The following is a 16,082-nucleotide window of genomic DNA, read 5'->3' as shown; positions in this document are numbered from 1 at the left end:
CTCCGTCAACGTCACCGCCACCACCAGCGGCACCAAGCTCAACACCAGCGGCCCCGTCGACTCGAACGAAAGCGGACCAGGCGCCCCCGCAGCAGCAGCCATCACGGTTGCCGTCGCCACACCACCGACGATCACCAAGGCGTTCGGAACCACGACCCTCGACGCTGGCGGGACGACGGCGCTCAGTTTCACCCTGAACAACCCCAACACGATCACGCTACTGACCGGCGTGGGATTCAGTGACACCCTGCCCGCCGGGCTGGTCGTCTCCACACCGAACGGCCTGACCGGCACCTGCGGCGGCGGCACCATCACCGCAACCGCCGGCAGCGCCACCATCAGCCTCACCGGCGCCACCCTGGCCGCCAACGGAAGCTGCACCTTCTCCGTCAATGTCACCGCCACCACCAGCGGCACCAAAGTCAACACCAGCGGCCCGGTGACCTCGAACGAAAGCGGCCCGGGTACGCCCGCTGCGGCAAGCGTCACGGTTGCCGTCGCCGCAGCACCAACGATCGCCAAGGCGTTCGGAGATGCGACCATCCCTGCCGGTGGCACGACGTCGCTCGGGTTCACCCTCACCAATCCCAACCCGGACACCTCGCTGACCGGCGTCAGCTTCGTCGACAACCTCCCGGCGGGTCTGGTGGTCGCCACACCCAGTGCCGCGCAGACCGACTGCGCCTCCGGCACGATCACCGCGACTCCCGGTAGCAGCGTCATCAGCCTGTTCAACGCCACCCTGCCGGCCAACGCGAGTTGCACGGTGTCGGTCAACGTCACCGGCACCACCACCGGAACGAAGGTCAACACGACTACTGCCACCTCGGTCCAGAGCGGCCCGGGCGCTCCCACCTCGGCAACCGTCACGGTCGTCGCAGTGGTGGTCACGGCCCCCACAATCGCGAAGGATTTCGGCGACGGGATCATCCCGTTCGGGGGGACGACGTCGCTTGACTTCACGCTCACCAACCCCAACACGGGTACGCCACTGACCGGCGTCGGATTCAGTGACACCCTGCCCGCCGGGCTGGTCGTCGCCACACCCAACGGTCTGACCGGCACCTGCGGCGGCGGCACCATCACCGCAACCGCCGGCAGCGCCACCATCAGCCTCACCGGCGCCACCCTGGCACCCAACGGAAGCTGCACCTTCTCCGTCAACGTCACCGCCACCACCAGCGGCACCAAAGTCAACACCAGCGGCCCGGTGACCTCGAACGAAAGCGGCCCGGGCGGCACCGCCTCGGCAACCGTCACGGTCAGCGCGGCGGTCGCCTCGGCACCGACGATCGTCAAGGCCTTCGGGAAGACCACCATCGCCCTGAACGGGACGACGTCGCTGACCTTCACCCTCAGCAACCCCAATACCGGAACGCCGCTGACCGGCGTCGGTTTCGTCGACGACCTTCCTGCGGGACTGGTGGTCGCCACACCCAACGGTTCGAGTGGTTCCTGTGGCGGCACGATCACCGCGATTCCCGGTAGCGGCAGCATCAGCCTCGCTGGCGGCACCCTGCCGGCCAACGGGAGTTGCGCGGTGTCGGTGAACGTCACCGGCACCACCCCCGGCGCAAAGGTCAACACGGCTACTGCCACCTCGACCCAGAGCGGTCCGGGCACTCCCGCCTCGGCGACCATCACGATCCGCAAGGCCATGTTGCCCGTCACCGGAGGTCAGTACTCGGCGTACGTCACGATCGCCCTGACCGCGATCGGCCTCGGTACGGCATTCATCGCGATCAGTCACCAGCGGTTGATCGGACGTAGGCGCGACAACGCCTAGCTCGCGGCGCGGTAGGGAGTGGCGGATTCCGGTGCTAGTGCGGGACAGCGCACAAGCACCGGAATCCGCAGCGGACCCTGGCCGAGGTGAGGTGCCGACGTAGAAACGTCATCAGGGACTACTAGTGGAACCGGTATTTTCCCGCGCTCTGAGAAGCGCAGCGGGAACGTCAGCCAGTCCGATTACCTGGCCAGGACCGATGAAGCGCCGAGCTACCAGCAGCCCCGCCTCGTGCGCCGCAGGGCCGGCATGACTGGCGGATGCATCTGCGATCAGCCACGGGGTCAGATCGCGCTCGAACGCGTCCACCGCCCCTTTCAGAACGCAGCTTTCGGTAGCGATCCCGCAGAAGTATAAGTTTTTCCAGCCTTGCCGCTCGAACAGTCGGATGCCCTCCGGCGTGAACGGGGTATAAATCCTCTTGTCGAGCAACTTGCCCCGTTCTACGTACGGAAGCAATTCAGGCACGATATCCGTTTCAGGAGCAGACTGAAGCCGCTGCCAGCCAAAGAGTCGCTCGAATGGGCTACCTGAATAATTCAGGTAGCGAGTGAAGAGCGTCTCTCCCCCGGCTTGCTGCCACCGAGAGACGAGGTCGACTACGACCGGTACGATGTGCGCCGACTGCTCTCGGACGAATCCGTTCTGCATGTCGGTCACTACCAGAACCGGTCGTTCCGTCGTCATCGCCTTAACCTCGATCTGTGTCACGGAGAGTTTCGATGGCTTGCTCTAGCGCGGGCATGAGATCACTTGTCCGAAGAATCGCTCTACGCATCGCCTGATGCTGCCCAGTCTCTCTAGATCGAGAAGTCGTCAATCGAGATCGGACTCCGCGAAGATAGCGCCACCCGTACCCCGGGGACATATCTGGATCCTTGCCTTGCTCGATCTGACGGGTAATCGCATCGGTGAAGGCCCACGTCGACTGGACAGCAAGTAGGCAGGCGACCAACTCGGACTCTGCCAGGGCTCGTTCAGTCGCGAACGGGTGGTAAACGACCCCGGACCATGAGGCGTAGCCCGACGAGATCCCCCGCACCCCGAAAGACTCAATGCCCCCATGGTCGTACGCCCCCGAAAGCAGGGACTGTTCGATCAGCTCGGCGTGAGCCAGGTGCTCATCATCCATTGGGCGGTCGCGATGCAGCAGCACCGATGGCGTAGACATGATGCGTAGAGCCGCCTCGGTCAACTCGGCCGGCCATGCCGGTTCAGTCAGCCAGTGCGCCCCGAAGACGTACAACGCGGACTCATCGACACTGGCTAGGAATCGGGAGAGGTAATCAGCCACCCACTTGATGTTGTCGCTGTATGACACCAAACGCCACGCGGCGAGCGCGGCGATGGTCGACAACTGCACGGTCTCGACCAGATGGAAGACGACCGAACCACATGGCCAGACATAGAGGCTGCAATCGCCCTCGGGGTGCTCGATCGGAGCCGAGTAGCAGGCGTGCCATTGATCCTCGGCCGGCGTCCAGTCTGCGCCCTCCCGCAACAGGGCTACGGCGTGGGCACCTACGAATGCTGGCACGAACTTGTGTGAGCGCACCGAGAAATGTGGACGGTCCTCTGCACCGCTGGCCAGCTCTCCGAACAGGTCGTGCGGCTTTGCTCCGTACGCCAGGCAGTAAAGCTGCCGGTAGATCGGATCGGTGACGGTCACGCGCCCGGTTTCGTGCCGGTACATCGCTTTTTCAATGGCCTCGACGGTCGGGGTCCCCCGGATGCCGTGCTGTAGACCGAGGCGTTGCAACTCGCGGGCGGCACGCTTCCGCGACTCCCATCCGACTGCCTTGCGACGGTTGATCAATACGAGATTGGGCCGGAACTGCCGAGGAGCCTCAATGGACACCCTGCGTGTCCTCCCTGTCCGCACGTGGGAGCTGCACCGATCGTCGCGTTCCAGGCACGCTCATTAGCAGGTGAGCGAGGTACCGCCGGAGACCGAGAACGGGATGCATGGTTTCCCAGCCAACAGGCAGGTCACGGGCACTCACCAGGACAAGCCTACGCGGTACAGAAGCTTGCACGAATACGGCGTAGCGCTGCATGTCGGCGCAGTTGATCAGGTGCTCCCGATGAGCGCCATCAGGCTGCGGAACCGCTCGGATCTATGGATCTCGTCCCAAAAAAGACGGGCGGAACCGCGCGGGGTCGTTCCGTCCCCCACCGGAGCGACCCCGCTTCCACGTTCGAAATGGAGGCGCACCGTGAACGACGAGCAAAGCAACCCGCTGGCAGCCGACCCTCCCATCTCCGGCGAAGGGATGCCCGACACGCCGCCGGCTCCCGGCACGCGGCGCCGGATGTCCAACCGGGGCCGAAGCGACCACCAACACGGGACCCAGCCCATGGAGTTCTTCGCTGTCGGGATGTCCGGGCGTATCCGGCGGAACCCCACGGCGTGACCGATGAGCGGGGAGCTGAGCATCGACACGTTGACGCGGATCGCTCGCGAAGAGGTTGCGCGGCATCGTCGGTCGAGTCTCTGGCTGCCGGTCTGCCTCCACTGCACCAGTACGGGCTGCCCGTACATGGACTGCGCGATCGAGTTCCTTCAGGCCCTTGCCTCGGGTACGAGTACCCACGCACAGATCAGCGCCGGGACGGGGGATCGTGAGCCGGCCGGATGAGCCGCTGACGAAGGCCGGGATCTGGTGGTCCGTCCAAATGACGCTCCGGGGCCACGTCAACGGCCGACGCTGCTCGCAGTGCACGGCCCACGACGGATGCCGGCAACTCGACTGGGCGATCAGAGAGCGGGCCGCCGGCAGCCCGGCGTCGGTGGTGCCGGTACTGCTTCCTAAGGCGGGCGCGGGCCGGTGACCGGCGAATCGGATACGACCACACTTGCCCCTGCCGGGGGCGTGATGGCGGGCGCTGCGGGGGAGAACCATCGGTCGCTGGTGAAGGTCACCGTCAACCTCACCCCGCGAGCGGTGGATGCGCTCGATGCGGCCTGTACGCGTTCCAGAGACACCAAGACGGACACGATCAACCGTGCGCTGGTCGTCTACAACCTCGTGCTCGAACTGGTGGAGCGAGGCGGCGGATGCCTCACCCTCCAGAACCCTGACGGCGGCCTTGAACGAGTACACCTGCTCTGACTGGAGGTGCGGCATGGACAACGATCAGGCGGACCCACGGGGATCCCTGCATCGGCCGAGTGAGGACTGGCGCTGCACCGATGACGGCGCGCAGTGGCCGTGCCCGGTCTACAAACGTCGCATGTGGACGTGGTACCGACAGGACCGGCTCCGATTAGCCATGATCATGAGCGGATTTCGCGACAACGCCGTGGTGGGGGGCATGTCCCGCGAGGTTGCCGATGCCCGATTCCTCGGCTGGATTGGTGGCCCACCAGTCCGACAGGTGAAGCGGTCCATCTGACCAGGTTGCCCACCCGAGCCTGCCGCGTTCCCCCGCACGCGACCGGAAACGTTTTGAGGTTGGCGACGCAGCGTCCGACCTACGTCGAAGGCTGCTCCTCGTACGCGCGGCGGGAGCCACAGACGTCGGCCACGGCGCACCGCCTGACGGTGCCGTCCTCGATCTGCCGCACCATCACCGTCTCGCTCGGTGGGTGCCGGGACACGACCTTCGCCAGCCCGTCGGGCGTCTCGACGCGCTGGCCCGACGTGGGGTAGTTGCTGCTGTTGGCGTACAGGGGGTGTTCGTACTTGAGGCAGCACATCAACCGGCCACAGGCACCGGAGATGCGCAGCGGGTTGAGCGGCAGGTCCTGGTCCTTGGCCATCCGGATGGTGACCGGCTCGAAGTCGGTCAGGAAGGTGGCGCAGCACAGGTCGCGCCCGCAGGATCCGATGCCGCCCTGCACCCGCGCCGAGTCACGGGCCGAAAGCTGGCGCAGCTCGACCCGGCAGTGCAGGGTGGCGCCGAGGTCACGGACCAGCGCCCGGAAGTCCACCCGGTGTGGGGCGGTGAAATAGACGGTGGTCCGGGAACCGGACGAGGTGCTGCCCGGCGACTCCAGTACGTGGTCGACGGCGATCACCTTCATCGGCAGGCCGTGCTCCCGGATGAGCCGCTTGGCGGCGACCTTCGCCTCGGCCTTGCGCTTGCGCTGGAGTTCGTCGCGGCGCAGGTCCGGCTCGCCGGCCAGACCGGCCAGGCGTGGGAAACCGCTGGTGTCGTCGCTGACCCACTGGGCCGCCCAGACGCACTCGGCGACCTCTGTGCCGTCGTCGGTGGGAACCAGCACCCGGTCACCGACCGCCGGCCGGAACTCACCCGGATCCAGGTAGTAGAGACGCCCGTACCGAGTGAAGCTGACTGCACACAGCATCCCCATGTGCCCACCCTACGTCCAAACCACCGGGTCCTTACCTACCCGTTTTTCGCCCACCTGGCGACGGGCCCGGGTGCGGCACCCGGGTCAGCCGGAGATCCAGGTGGTGATGTCGAGTCGGGTCGGCGCCGGGTCGCTAGGGCCGCGGTACGGCAACTCGGTCAGGTCCGGCGCCCACCGGTGCAGCAGAGCCTGGCCCCGGGCCTGCGCCTCCGCCACCGTCGCCAGCACCCGTGCACCGATCTCGGCGGCGGCCAGCCCCGCTGTGCCGGGGTCGGTGGCCGTGCCCGTGACGACCGCTACCGCCTCGGCCGAACCGAGCACGTCGGCGAGCGTACGGGCGAGCGCGTGCCGGCTGTGGGCCACCCATTCGTCGACCGCGTCCGCGTACGCGGCGGTCGCCTCCAGCCGCCCGGTGAGGCTCTCCGGATCGCCGTCGAGGTACGCCGCAAGCGCGTCCCGGTGTGCCGCGTACGCCTGCGCCCCGGCCCCCTGCCACGGGTCGCCGCCGGTCAGGTTCGCCCGCGCGTGGTCGTACTCCCGGACCAGGGTGCGTACGGCGTGGCCGGCGGCGGCCAACGGCGCCGGCCGCAGCGCGACGACCTCGCCCAGCGCGTCGCCGGGCAGGGTCCCGAGCCGACGCAGCAGCGGCCAGATCCGGTGGTCGTCCGGCGCCCCGGCGGCGGCGAGCAGATCGTCCACCCGGCGCAGCAGCTCGGAGCCGGGTCCGGCGAGGTGGTCCAGCGAATCCATCACGCCTCCTCGGCGTGCCGGCGCCGGGCGGCCTCGTCGGTGTCGGTGTAGCCGTCGGCCACCACCCGCAGCCTGGCCGCGAGGTCGGCCACCCGGTCGGCGGTCACCGTCGCCTCCGTGGCCCGCGCCCCGGTCGCGGCCGACCACTGCTCGGTCAGCGCCCGGATGGTCTCGGCCAGCCGCCCCGACCCCTCCCCGCCGGGCGCCGGAGCCGTGCGGTCGACGCGGCCCAGTTCACGGCCGATGTCGGTGAGGCTGCCGGCCGTCTCGTCCAGCCGGTTGGCGAGTTCGCGCAGACTCTCCACTCAGGCCTCCGCCAGCCGCCGGTACGCACCGAACGTCTCCGTGTGCAGCTTCTCCCGCGCCCACCGGGCGGCATCCGCGGCGGCCGTCACCGCCGCCTGCACCGAGCGGGCCAGTTCGGCGTTGCCCCGGTTCTGCACCGCGGCCAGGAAACGGACGTCGGTGATCGTCCCGGCGGCGGTCACCACCACCTCGACCAGCCCGTCCGGCGACCGTACGCTGACCTCGACCGTGCGTACCGCCTGGTCGAACTCGGCCTGCAACGACTCGATCCGGCGGTAGCGCTCGACCGCCTCCTCGACCCAGGCCTCGTCGATCTCCCGCGACATCGATGGGCTCCTCCCGGCAGCCATTCACTGACTGTGCCGTCGCTGTTGCACCAAGCACCGCACCGTACCGGTTGCTTCCGCCGAGCGGAACCCCGTACGGACGGCGGTGCTCAGCCGCGCCAGAGCGCGAGCATCATCGCCTCGACGGCGATCCGGGGCTTGACGTTCGTGTCGATCGCCGTACGGCAGGCGAGCACCGCCTCCAGCCGGCGCAACGCGGCCTCGGGGGCCCACTTCGCCGCCGCCGCACCCGCCAGCGGTGCGGTGTCGGTGTGCACCGGCGCGACCGGGGCACCGAGGGTCACCGCCAGTACGTCCCGGTAGAAGCCGGCCAGGTCGACCAGAGCCCGGTCCAGTGCGTCGCGCTGCGCCCGGGTGGCCCGCGACTTCTGCCGGCGTTCCAGGTCCTTGAGCTGCCCGGCGGAACCGCGCGCCGCACCGGCGGCACCCTTGCCGGTCCCACCCGCGCCCAGCGCCGTCTGCAACGCGGCCCGTTCGCTCGCGTCCGACTCGGCCACCGCCGCCTCGGCCTCCGCCTCGGCGGAGTCGATCAGTGTGGCGGCGGCGTCGAAACAGGCGCCGACCCCGGTCAGGCGCCGTGGTACGGCGAGCACCGCGTCCCGCCGCTTGCGGGCCTCCGGGTCACGCGCCAACCGGCGGGCCCGGCCGACGTGCCCCTGCGACGCGGCGGCCGCCCAGTTGGCCAGGTCCGGGGCCACCCCGTCCCGCTCGGCGAGTACGGCCGCCACCGCCTCGGCCGCCGGTTGGCGCAGCGGCACCACCCGGCACCGGGACCGGATGGTCACCGAGACGTCGTCCGGGTGGGTGGACGGGGTGCAGAGCAGGAAGACCGTACGCGGGGGCGGTTCCTCGATCGCCTTGAGCAGGGCGTTCCCGGCGGCTTCGGTGAGCCGGTCGGCGTCTTCGATGACCACCACCTGCCAGCGCCCGCCGGACGGGGTGCTCGCCGACCGCAGCACCAGGGCCCGCATCTCGCCGACGCCGATGGAGAGGCCCTCGGGGACCACGAACCGTACGTCGGCGTTGGTGCCGGCGAGTGTGGTGTGGCAGCCGGCGCAGTCACCGCAGCCGGTTCCCCGTTCGCATTGCAACGCGGCGGCGAACGCGCGGGCGGCGACGGACCGGCCGGATCCCGGTGGCCCGGTGAAGATCCACGCGTGGGTCATCGCGCTGTTCGTGACGGCGGTCGGGTCGGTGATCGCGGCACCGAGCCGGACCACCTCGGCCGCCGAGGCAGCCGCCCGACGCAGGGTCACGGTCGCCTCGTCCTGGCCGACCAGGTCCGCGAAGACGTCGGGCATCAGGACCGCCGCTCCAACTCCAGGCCACCCGCCCCGTCGCCGGAACCGGAGCCGGAGCCGGAGCCGGAGCCGGTGGAACCGGAACCGCCGGAACCGTCACCAGCGGGACCGCCGTCGGCGGCGGCGCCGGGCCGGGGAAGGTCGATCTCCGGCGCCCTCGGTTCCACCGACGGGTCCAGCGGCTTCGCCGGGTCGGGGTGCACGATGCTGTCCGGATCGGTGAGCATGCCGCGGACCCGCTGGGCGACCGTGTCGGAGATCCGCTCGATCGGCCCGCTCCCGTCGAGCACCAGGTAACGCTTGGGGTCGGCGGCGGCCAGGTCGAGGAACGCGTCCCGGACCCGTTCGTGGAAGTCGAGCGACTCGCCCTCCAGCCGGTCCGCGCCCTCGCCCCGGGCGGCCACCCGGTCCAGCCCGGCTCGGGGGTCGACGTCGAGCAGCACCACCAGGTCGGGCTTGAGCCCGCCGGTGGCCCAGGAGGAGAGCCAGGAGACCTCGTCGACCGGGAGCGTACGACCGGCGCCCTGGTAGGCCAGGGACGAGTCGACGTACCGGTCGCTGATCACCACCGCGCCCCGGGCCAGCGCCGGGCGGACCACGGTGGCGACGTGATGGGCCCGGTCGGCGGCGTAGAGCAGCGCCTCGGCCCGCGGGGACAGCGGTACGGCACCGGCCGCCACACTGTCGAGCACCAGGGAACGGATCCGTACGCCCACGTCGGTCGCGCCCGGTTCCCGGGTCACCAGGACCTCCCGGCCCTCTCCTCGCAGTGCCTCGGCCAGCGCGGTGACCTGGGTGGACTTGCCGGCCCCCTCACCGCCCTCGAAGACCACGAAGGCGCCGGTCGAGGCGAACGGCTCGGCCGGGGAGAGCGGGCGTCCCCGGATCGACCCCCACAGGTCCGCCAGGATCGGCACACCCGGCTTGTCGTCCATCTGGCGGAACGCGTTGATGCCGGCGAAGATCCCGGCGACTCCGGCGACGAGCAGCAACAGGCGGGTGGACGAGACGGAGATGCCCAGGTCGGCGATGCGCAGTTGGCGGGAGCCGCCGACACCGACGAGCAGGCTGCTGACCGAGATGGCCAGGATCAGCACCAGCCGGGTGCCGGTCTGCACCACCGCGAAGACCCGGCCGCGTACCTCGTCGGCGACCTCGCCGCCGAGCAGGGTGGTGCCGGCCAGGAAGGCCATGCCGGCGCCAGCGCCGACCAGCACCGCGCCGAGGATCGCCATCGACAGGTGGATGGCGGCGGCGAGCACCAGCACCGAAGCGCTGGCCAGGACGATGCTCATGCCGAACCAGCGGCGCCGGGACATCTCCCGGACGATCATCGGGCCGAGGCCGATGCCGACCGAGAGGCCGACGAAGATCGAGCCGAAGAGCAGGTAGAACGCGGCCTCACCGGCGCTGAGCGACTTGGTGAAGAAGTTCGCCGTACCGATCACCACACCGCCACCGGCGAAGGCGCCGAAGATGCCCAGCACCAGGCCGCGGATCAGCGGGGTCTTGCCGATGAACTTCCAGCCGTCGACGAACTGCCGCAGCACGCTCTCCTGGCTGCCGCTCTCCCGTGCACCGGCGCGACCGCTGATCTCCCGGATGCCGAAGAAGACGACCAGCGCGGTGGCGAGCCGGCTCAGCGAGTTGAAGTAGAGCGCCAGTTGGGTCGGGTCGTTCCAGCCCTGCGGCGGTCCGCCGGAGACGGCGCGCACGCTTCGGTCGAGCACCGCGATGCTGACCGCGGCCAGCACCGGGGTAACCCCGTAGGTGGTGATCAGCGTGAGCTGGTTGGCCACCTCCAGCCGGGTACGCGGGATCAGGTTCGGGACCGCGGCCTCCTTGGCCGGGATCCAGATCAGGGTGATCGCCTCGATCAGGAAGGTGGCCACCGCCGCCCAGCCGACGACCAGCCCGCCGCCGACGTTCAGCAGCGCGGCCAGCGGGATCGAGGCGAAGAGCACGAAGCGCAGCAGGTCGCAGACGACCATGGTGAGGCGCCGGTCGAACCGGTCGGCGAGCACACCGGCCACCGGGCCGAGCAGCAGCGCCGGCAGCAGCCGGACCGCGATCACACCACCGAACGCCAGACCCTTCGCGGTGTCGCCGCTGACCTGGGTGGCCGCGAAGATCGAGGTGGCCAGCAGGCCGAGCCAGTCACCGAACGAAGCCGCACCGAGCACCAGCCAGAGCCGGCGGAAGGGTCGGATCCGCAGCACCGACCGGAGAGCCTGGTAGCCCGTCCGGTCGACCTGGGTGGTGGACGACGCCGCCGAGGGTGTCGCCCCTGGCTCGCCGCTGCTGTTCGTGTCGATGGCCGTACCTCCGAGTGCCCGGCCCATCGCTGGGCTCCCCCGGACACACTCTAATCGCGGCCCGAGCGGGCCTGGTCCCCGACATTCCCCTGATCCTGGCGCCGAGGGCGTACGGGAGAGCGAACCGAGCCGGCAAGACGCGAGGGTGTTTCGCATTGGCGGCGCGCCCGTTAGCGTGCACATGTGCCCACCGAGGAAGCAATCGCCCGCGACACCCTGCGCAACCGCCTGGACCGGGCGACCGCCCACCTCGACCCGCCCTTCGCGGCGGTCGACCTGACCGCCTTCGACGGCAACGCCGAGGCGCTCGCCACGCGCGCCGCCGGCAAGCCGCTGCGGGTGGCGAGCAAGTCCGTCCGCTGCCGTGACCTGCTCGGCCGGACGCTGGCCCGCCCCGGCTGGCACGGGGTGATGGCGTACACGGTGCGGGAGGCGAGCTGGCTTGTCCGGGCCGGTGTCACCGACGACGTGCTGGTGGCGTACCCGAGTGCGGACCGGGCGGCGCTGGCCGAGCTGTCCGCCGACGCCGAGCTGGCCTCGGCGGTGACCCTGATGGTGGACAGCCCGGACCAGCTCGACCTGATCGACTCGGTCGCACCGCCTCAGCGGCGGGAGCCGATCCGGGTCTGCCTCGATCTCGACGCCTCGTGGCGCCCGGCCCGGGGTCGGCTGCACATCGGGGTACGCCGTTCCCCGGTGCACTCGGCCGCCGCCGCGGGCGCGCTGGCGGCGCGGGTGACGGCCCGCCGAGGGTTCCGGCTGGTCGGACTGATGGCGTACGAGGCACAGATCGCCGGGCTCGCCGACGCCCCGCCGGGACAGGCCGTGCGCGGGATGGTGATCCGGGCGTTGCAGCACTGGTCGTACCCGGAACTGCTGGCGCGGCGCGGCGCGGCGGTGGCCGCCGTACGCGAGTACGCCGACCTGGCCTTCGTCAACGGCGGCGGCACCGGGAGCGTGGCCGCGACCGGGGCGGACCCGTCCGTAACCGAGATCACCGCCGGCTCGGGCCTGTACGGGCCGACCCTGTTCGACGGTTACCGCGCCTGGCGACCGGTTCCGGCCGCGTTCTTCGCCCTCGCCGTGGTACGCCGCCCAGCGCCGGGCCTGGCGACGGTGCTCGGCGGTGGTTGGATCGCCTCCGGTCCGGCCGACCCCAGCCGGCTGCCCGATCCCTGGCTACCCGCCGGGCTGCGGCTGACCGGCTCGGAGGGTGCCGGCGAGGTGCAGACCCCGCTGTCCGGGCAGGTGGCGGACACGCTGGCGGTCGGTGACCGGGTCTGGTTCCGCCACGCCAAGGCCGGCGAGTTGAGCGAGCACGTCAACGAGCTGCACCTGATCGAGGGTGAGCAGGTGGTGGCGACGGTGCCGAGCTACCGGGGCGAGGGCCACGCGTTCCTCTGACCCACACGGTCCTTTACCCGATACGGGGCAGCACGCGTTCCTCGAACCCGGGCCGGTCAGCCGGTGGGGCTGTCCGCCGGTTCGGCGACCCCGATCGCGACCGGGCCGTCCGCGCCGGCACCCGCACCGGGTTGCTCCGGCACTGCCGGTACGGCCGGTACGGCCGATGCGGCTGACGCGGCTGACGCGGTGCCGACCTGCCGGTGCAGGTATTCGCGGATCAGCGCCTTGGCCTCGGCGAGCACTCGCTCGTCGCCGTCCTGGTCCCGCCGGAAGGCGAGCTTGATCAGGGCGTCGGCGGCCTCGACCGCGATTTCCAGCGCGAACCGCAGGGCCGGGCCGTCGGTGATACCGAACTGTTCGACCAGCACCCGGGCGAGCTGTTCGGCGATCACGCCGTTGTTGTCCCGCTGCTCGTCGAGCAGGTGCACGTCGACCACGTCGCCGAAGTGCAGCGTACGGAAACCGGGCACCACCCGGTGCATGGCGATGTACTCGTCGATCCCGGCGTCGACCCCGTCCCACCAGTGGGCGAGGTTGCCCTGGGAGAACCGTTCGGCGAGCCGTTCGAGGTACGCCTCCATGTTGCGCAGCGTGAGCGCCTGCACGATGGCCCGCTTATCCGGGAAGAACTGGTAGACCGAGCCGATCGCCACCTCTGCCCGCTCGGCGAGCAGGGTCGTGGTCAGCCCCTCGTAGCCCACCTCGTCGACCAGTTCGGCACAGGCGTCGAGCATGCGCTGGACCCGGGCAACGCTGCGGCCCTGCACCGGGACGCGGCGTAGTGGACCACTCGTGGCGGTTGATGTGGACACGCGTCGCCACTCCCCCTTCGACGGATGAGATGTGTCTGCACGTCGCGAGTTCGAAACGTTACCTGGATTAACGATCGGACCTGGTGTGCGATGTTTACTCATCGCATCGAAGCCTGATATGAATGCTACTCATATTCGGCTCTGGAGGCTGCATGGCCAGCACCCCATCGCCATCCGGCGCGGTGTCGCCGCTCGGCGCGACGCCATCCCCGCCCGCGCCCGCGCCGGGCTGGAGCAACTGGGCCGGCAACCAGCGCGCCACCGCCGCCCACGTACTCCGACCGTCGAGCGTGGAGGAGCTGGCGGACGTCGTACGGGACGCCGCGTCGGGCGGGCACCGGATCAAGGCGGTCGGCAGTGGCCACTCCTTCACCGACATCGCCCGTACGGACGACCGGCGGGTGGAGCTGACGAACCTCGCCGGGCCGGTCCGGGTCGACCCCGAGCGGCGTCTGGTCACCGTGCCGGCCGGGTTGGAACTGTGCGAACTCAACGTACTGCTGGCCCGTCACGGCCTGGCCATGCCGAACCTCGGTGACATCGACGCCCAGACCATCGCCGGTGCCATCTCCACCGGCACCCACGGCACCGGAGCCGGCTACGGCTGCCTCTCCACCTTCGTCACCGCGCTCACCCTGGTCACCGGCACCGGGGAGGTACGGCACTGCTCCGCCGAGAACGACCCCGAGCTGTTCGCCGCCGCCCGGGTCGGACTGGGCGCGCTGGGCGTCATCACCGAGGTCACCCTGCGCTGCGTGGACGCGTTCGTGCTGCGGGCCGACGAGCGGCCGGCACCGCTGGCGGCGGTCCTGGCCGACCTGCCCGACCTGATCGCCGGCAACGACCACTTCGAGTTCTACTGGTTCCCGTACACCGACCGGGTGCAGGTCAAGACGAACAACCGGGTGCCGGCCGACGACCGGCCGCTGCCCCGGTTCCGGGGTTGGCTCGACGACGAGTTCCTGTCCAACACCGTCTTCGCCGGGGCCTGCCGGCTGGGTCGGGCGGTGCCCGCACTGGTGCCGCCGATCAGCGCGATCTCGGCCCGCGCGCTCACCGCCCGGACCTACACCGGCCGCTCCGACCGGGTGTTCTGCACCCCGCGCCGGGTCCGCTTCACCGAGATGGAGTACGGCGTGCCGCGCGCCGTCCTGCCCGAGGCGCTAGCGGCGCTGCGCCGGGTGGTCGACGGACTGCCGTTCAAGGTGCTGTTCCCGGTCGAGGTGCGGTTCACCGCGCCGGACGACATCTGGCTGTCGCACGGCTACCAGCGGGAGTCCGCGTACCTGGCGATCCACCAGTACGTCGGGGCGCCGTACGAGCCGTACTTCCGGGCGTTCGAACGGCTCGTGATCGAGTGGGGCGGTCGGCCGCACTGGGGCAAGCTGCACTACCGGGACGCCGAGTCGCTGCGGCCGGCGTACCCGAGGTTCGACGACTTCGTGGCCGTACGGGACCGGCTCGATCCCTCACGGGTCTTCGCCAACGCCTACACCGAGCGGGTCCTCGGCGCCTGAGCCCATGCCCGTCGCCTCGGGGCGGTCCCGCACCGTCAGCCGGTACGGGACAGCACCTTCAGCCCGTCGTCGGCGGCGCCACGCGCGTTCAGGTAGCCGGTGATCCGCTCGTACGCACCCTGGTAGACCTCGCGACGGGCCTGCGGCAGGGTCGGGTCGGCGAGTGCGGCGGCGAGGTCGACCAGCCGGATGTCGGGTGTGAGTTCGGTCCAGATCGGAATTGCCGCAGCCTCGGTTATCTTCCACTTTTTCGGGGCAATTTCCGTAAAGGTAATTTTCGCCATGACACCCTCGCGGTTGTCGTTCACCGGGTCGGAATGTCGCGCTAATTGATTACCCATGCCGTAAACAACCCACTTGTCGCCAAACTGCTCGAATGGCTGGACCACGTGCGCGTGGTGTCCGAGGATCAGGTCGATATCGGGAGAGTTGATCAGCGGCTGCACCCAGTTCAACTGGGCGGCGTCCGGCAGATGCTGGTATTCCGTACCCCAGTGCAGGCTGAGCACGATGATCTCGGCGCCGGCCGCACGCAGCCGGCCCGCCGCGGCCAGGATCTTGTCCGGCTCGATCAGGTTGGCCATCCACAGCTTGCCCGCCGGCCGCTGCAACCCGTTGAAATTCAGGCTGTACGACAGGTGCCCTACCTTGACCCCGGCCGCCTGGTAGATCCTCGGCGTGCCCGCCTCCTGGGCGTTGCGGGCGCTCCCGGAGTGGCCGAGCCCGGCCGCGTCGAGCGCGTCCAGCGTCCGGGTCACCCCCTGCGCGCCCTGGTCCATGGTGTGGTTCGAGGCGGTCGAGCAGGCGTCGAAACCGGCCCGCTTCAGGCCGTCGACCACCTGGGGCGGGGCGCTGAACTGCGGATAGCCGAGAAACGGACCGGCAGCCGGCGCGAGCGGGATCTCCAGGTGGCAGATGGCCAGGTCGGCTGCGGCGATGGCCGGCGCGACCGGCTCGAACATCGGCAGAAAGTCGAAGCCGCCGGGTCGGCCGGTCCGGGCCGCATCCCGTTTGGCCTGCTCCGACACGGCCGGATGGACCAGTACGTCACCCGCGCCCAGCACGGTGAACAACCGCCGGCCCTGCGCGTCCAGCCGCACGTTCGACGTCGCCGCGCCACCGGAGGATGCCCCCGGCGAACCGGACGGCGCACCCACCCACACCGACGTACCCGGTGCCGAACCACCCCACCAGCCGGTGCTGAGACCGACACCACCGAGACC

At 70.1% G+C, this 16,082-nt stretch carries 15 protein-coding genes; 5 read left to right on the top strand and 10 right to left on the bottom strand.

The features are described from left to right. Window positions 1-1,786: hypothetical protein (locus AB0J90_RS10340; protein ID WP_363594227.1), on the top strand; the 1,786-nt coding region annotated here is incomplete at its 5' end. Window positions 1,787-1,897: 111 nt separating this feature from the next. Here the strand turns inward: AB0J90_RS10340 and AB0J90_RS10335 are convergent. Together AB0J90_RS10335 and AB0J90_RS10330 are read right to left on the bottom strand one after the other, a co-directional pair. Further along, window positions 1,898-2,473: a cysteine hydrolase gene (locus AB0J90_RS10335; protein WP_363594392.1), complete on the bottom strand. Its 576-nt coding sequence runs from the start codon at window positions 2,471-2,473 to the stop codon at window positions 1,898-1,900. A gap of 4 nt (window positions 2,474-2,477) precedes the next feature. Beyond that, window positions 2,478-3,644 (bottom strand): hypothetical protein, encoded by a 1,167-nt coding sequence (locus tag AB0J90_RS10330; protein ID WP_363594225.1) that lies wholly within the window; start codon window positions 3,642-3,644, stop codon window positions 2,478-2,480. A gap of 970 nt (window positions 3,645-4,614) precedes the next feature. Here AB0J90_RS10330 and AB0J90_RS10325 point away from each other — a divergent pair. Further along, window positions 4,615-4,899 (top strand): hypothetical protein, encoded by a 285-nt coding sequence (locus tag AB0J90_RS10325; RefSeq protein WP_363594223.1) that lies wholly within the window; start codon window positions 4,615-4,617, stop codon window positions 4,897-4,899. Window positions 4,900-4,912: 13 nt separating this feature from the next. After that, complete coding sequence (locus AB0J90_RS10320; RefSeq protein WP_363594221.1) at window positions 4,913-5,182, top strand: hypothetical protein; 270 nt, start codon at window positions 4,913-4,915, stop codon at window positions 5,180-5,182. A 79-nt stretch (window positions 5,183-5,261) separates the two neighbouring features. Here AB0J90_RS10320 and ricT read toward each other — a convergent pair whose 3' ends face one another. The 6 genes from ricT to tmk all read right to left on the bottom strand — a co-directional run bounded on the left by ricT (window position 5,262) and on the right by tmk (window position 11,150). Next, a complete protein-coding gene (ricT, locus tag AB0J90_RS10315) occupies window positions 5,262-6,104 on the bottom strand; it encodes a regulatory iron-sulfur-containing complex subunit RicT (RefSeq protein ID WP_363594219.1) in 843 nt (280 codons plus the stop codon). Window positions 6,105-6,188: 84 nt separating this feature from the next. Beyond that, window positions 6,189-6,854: a hypothetical protein gene (locus AB0J90_RS10310; RefSeq protein WP_363594217.1), complete on the bottom strand. Its 666-nt coding sequence runs from the start codon at window positions 6,852-6,854 to the stop codon at window positions 6,189-6,191. Continuing rightward, entirely contained in the window at window positions 6,854-7,159 is a 306-nt protein-coding gene (locus AB0J90_RS10305) for a hypothetical protein (protein ID WP_363594215.1), read from the bottom strand. Before AB0J90_RS10305 ends, AB0J90_RS10310 begins: the two co-directional genes overlap by 1 nt. Beyond that, window positions 7,160-7,486 (bottom strand): YbaB/EbfC family nucleoid-associated protein, encoded by a 327-nt coding sequence (locus tag AB0J90_RS10300; protein WP_363594213.1) that lies wholly within the window; start codon window positions 7,484-7,486, stop codon window positions 7,160-7,162. It lies immediately after the preceding gene. 110 nt (window positions 7,487-7,596) lie between these two features. After that, complete coding sequence (locus AB0J90_RS10295; protein ID WP_363594211.1) at window positions 7,597-8,808, bottom strand: DNA polymerase III subunit delta'; 1,212 nt, start codon at window positions 8,806-8,808, stop codon at window positions 7,597-7,599. Then, on the bottom strand, window positions 8,808-11,150 hold the full coding sequence (tmk, locus tag AB0J90_RS10290; protein WP_363594209.1) for a dTMP kinase: 2,343 nt from the start codon (window positions 11,148-11,150) through the stop codon (window positions 8,808-8,810). The genes AB0J90_RS10295 and tmk overlap by 1 nt, the downstream gene beginning before the upstream one ends. A 174-nt stretch (window positions 11,151-11,324) precedes the next feature. Here tmk and AB0J90_RS10285 point away from each other — a divergent pair, with 174 nt between their 5' ends. Then, the gene (locus AB0J90_RS10285) at window positions 11,325-12,527 is read left to right on the top strand and encodes an amino acid deaminase/aldolase (protein ID WP_363594390.1); all 1,203 of its coding nucleotides are present in this window, start codon (window positions 11,325-11,327) and stop codon (window positions 12,525-12,527) included. Between the two features lie 56 nt (window positions 12,528-12,583). Here the strand turns inward: AB0J90_RS10285 and AB0J90_RS10280 are convergent, their stop codons facing one another. Beyond that, window positions 12,584-13,264 (bottom strand): TetR family transcriptional regulator, encoded by a 681-nt coding sequence (locus tag AB0J90_RS10280; protein ID WP_363594388.1) that lies wholly within the window; start codon window positions 13,262-13,264, stop codon window positions 12,584-12,586. 230 nt (window positions 13,265-13,494) lie between these two features. Here AB0J90_RS10280 and AB0J90_RS10275 point away from each other — a divergent pair, with 230 nt between their 5' ends. After that, the gene (locus tag AB0J90_RS10275) at window positions 13,495-14,859 is read left to right on the top strand and encodes a D-arabinono-1,4-lactone oxidase (RefSeq protein WP_363594207.1); all 1,365 of its coding nucleotides are present in this window, start codon (window positions 13,495-13,497) and stop codon (window positions 14,857-14,859) included. A 35-nt stretch (window positions 14,860-14,894) separates the two neighbouring features. Here the strand turns inward: AB0J90_RS10275 and AB0J90_RS10270 are convergent, their stop codons facing one another. Continuing rightward, window positions 14,895-15,923 (bottom strand): CapA family protein, encoded by a 1,029-nt coding sequence (locus AB0J90_RS10270; RefSeq protein ID WP_363594386.1) that lies wholly within the window; start codon window positions 15,921-15,923, stop codon window positions 14,895-14,897. Window positions 15,924-16,082: the final 159 nt, after the last annotated feature.

It is taken from the genome of Micromonospora sp. NPDC049523 (genome assembly GCF_040676775.1).
Taxonomy (GTDB): domain Bacteria; phylum Actinomycetota; class Actinomycetes; order Mycobacteriales; family Micromonosporaceae; genus Micromonospora_G.
This window is presented reverse-complemented; position numbering and strand designations above follow the sequence as displayed.

Excerpts from the sequence above, each read along its gene's own strand:
- AB0J90_RS10335 (WP_363594392.1), bottom strand. The coding sequence starts at position 2,473 with ATGACGACGGAACGACCGGTTCTGGTAGTGACCGACATGCAGAACGGA.
- AB0J90_RS10320 (WP_363594221.1), top strand. The coding sequence starts at position 4,913 with ATGGACAACGATCAGGCGGACCCACGGGGATCCCTGCATCGGCCGAGT.
- ricT (WP_363594219.1), bottom strand. The coding sequence starts at position 6,104 with ATGGGGATGCTGTGTGCAGTCAGCTTCACTCGGTACGGGCGTCTCTAC.
- AB0J90_RS10310 (WP_363594217.1), bottom strand. The coding sequence starts at position 6,854 with ATGGATTCGCTGGACCACCTCGCCGGACCCGGCTCCGAGCTGCTGCGC.
- AB0J90_RS10300 (WP_363594213.1), bottom strand. The coding sequence starts at position 7,486 with ATGTCGCGGGAGATCGACGAGGCCTGGGTCGAGGAGGCGGTCGAGCGC.
- AB0J90_RS10295 (WP_363594211.1), bottom strand. The coding sequence starts at position 8,808 with ATGCCCGACGTCTTCGCGGACCTGGTCGGCCAGGACGAGGCGACCGTG.
- tmk (WP_363594209.1), bottom strand. The coding sequence starts at position 11,150 with ATGGGCCGGGCACTCGGAGGTACGGCCATCGACACGAACAGCAGCGGC.
- AB0J90_RS10280 (WP_363594388.1), bottom strand. The coding sequence starts at position 13,264 with ATGCTCGACGCCTGTGCCGAACTGGTCGACGAGGTGGGCTACGAGGGG.
- AB0J90_RS10275 (WP_363594207.1), top strand. The coding sequence starts at position 13,495 with ATGGCCAGCACCCCATCGCCATCCGGCGCGGTGTCGCCGCTCGGCGCG.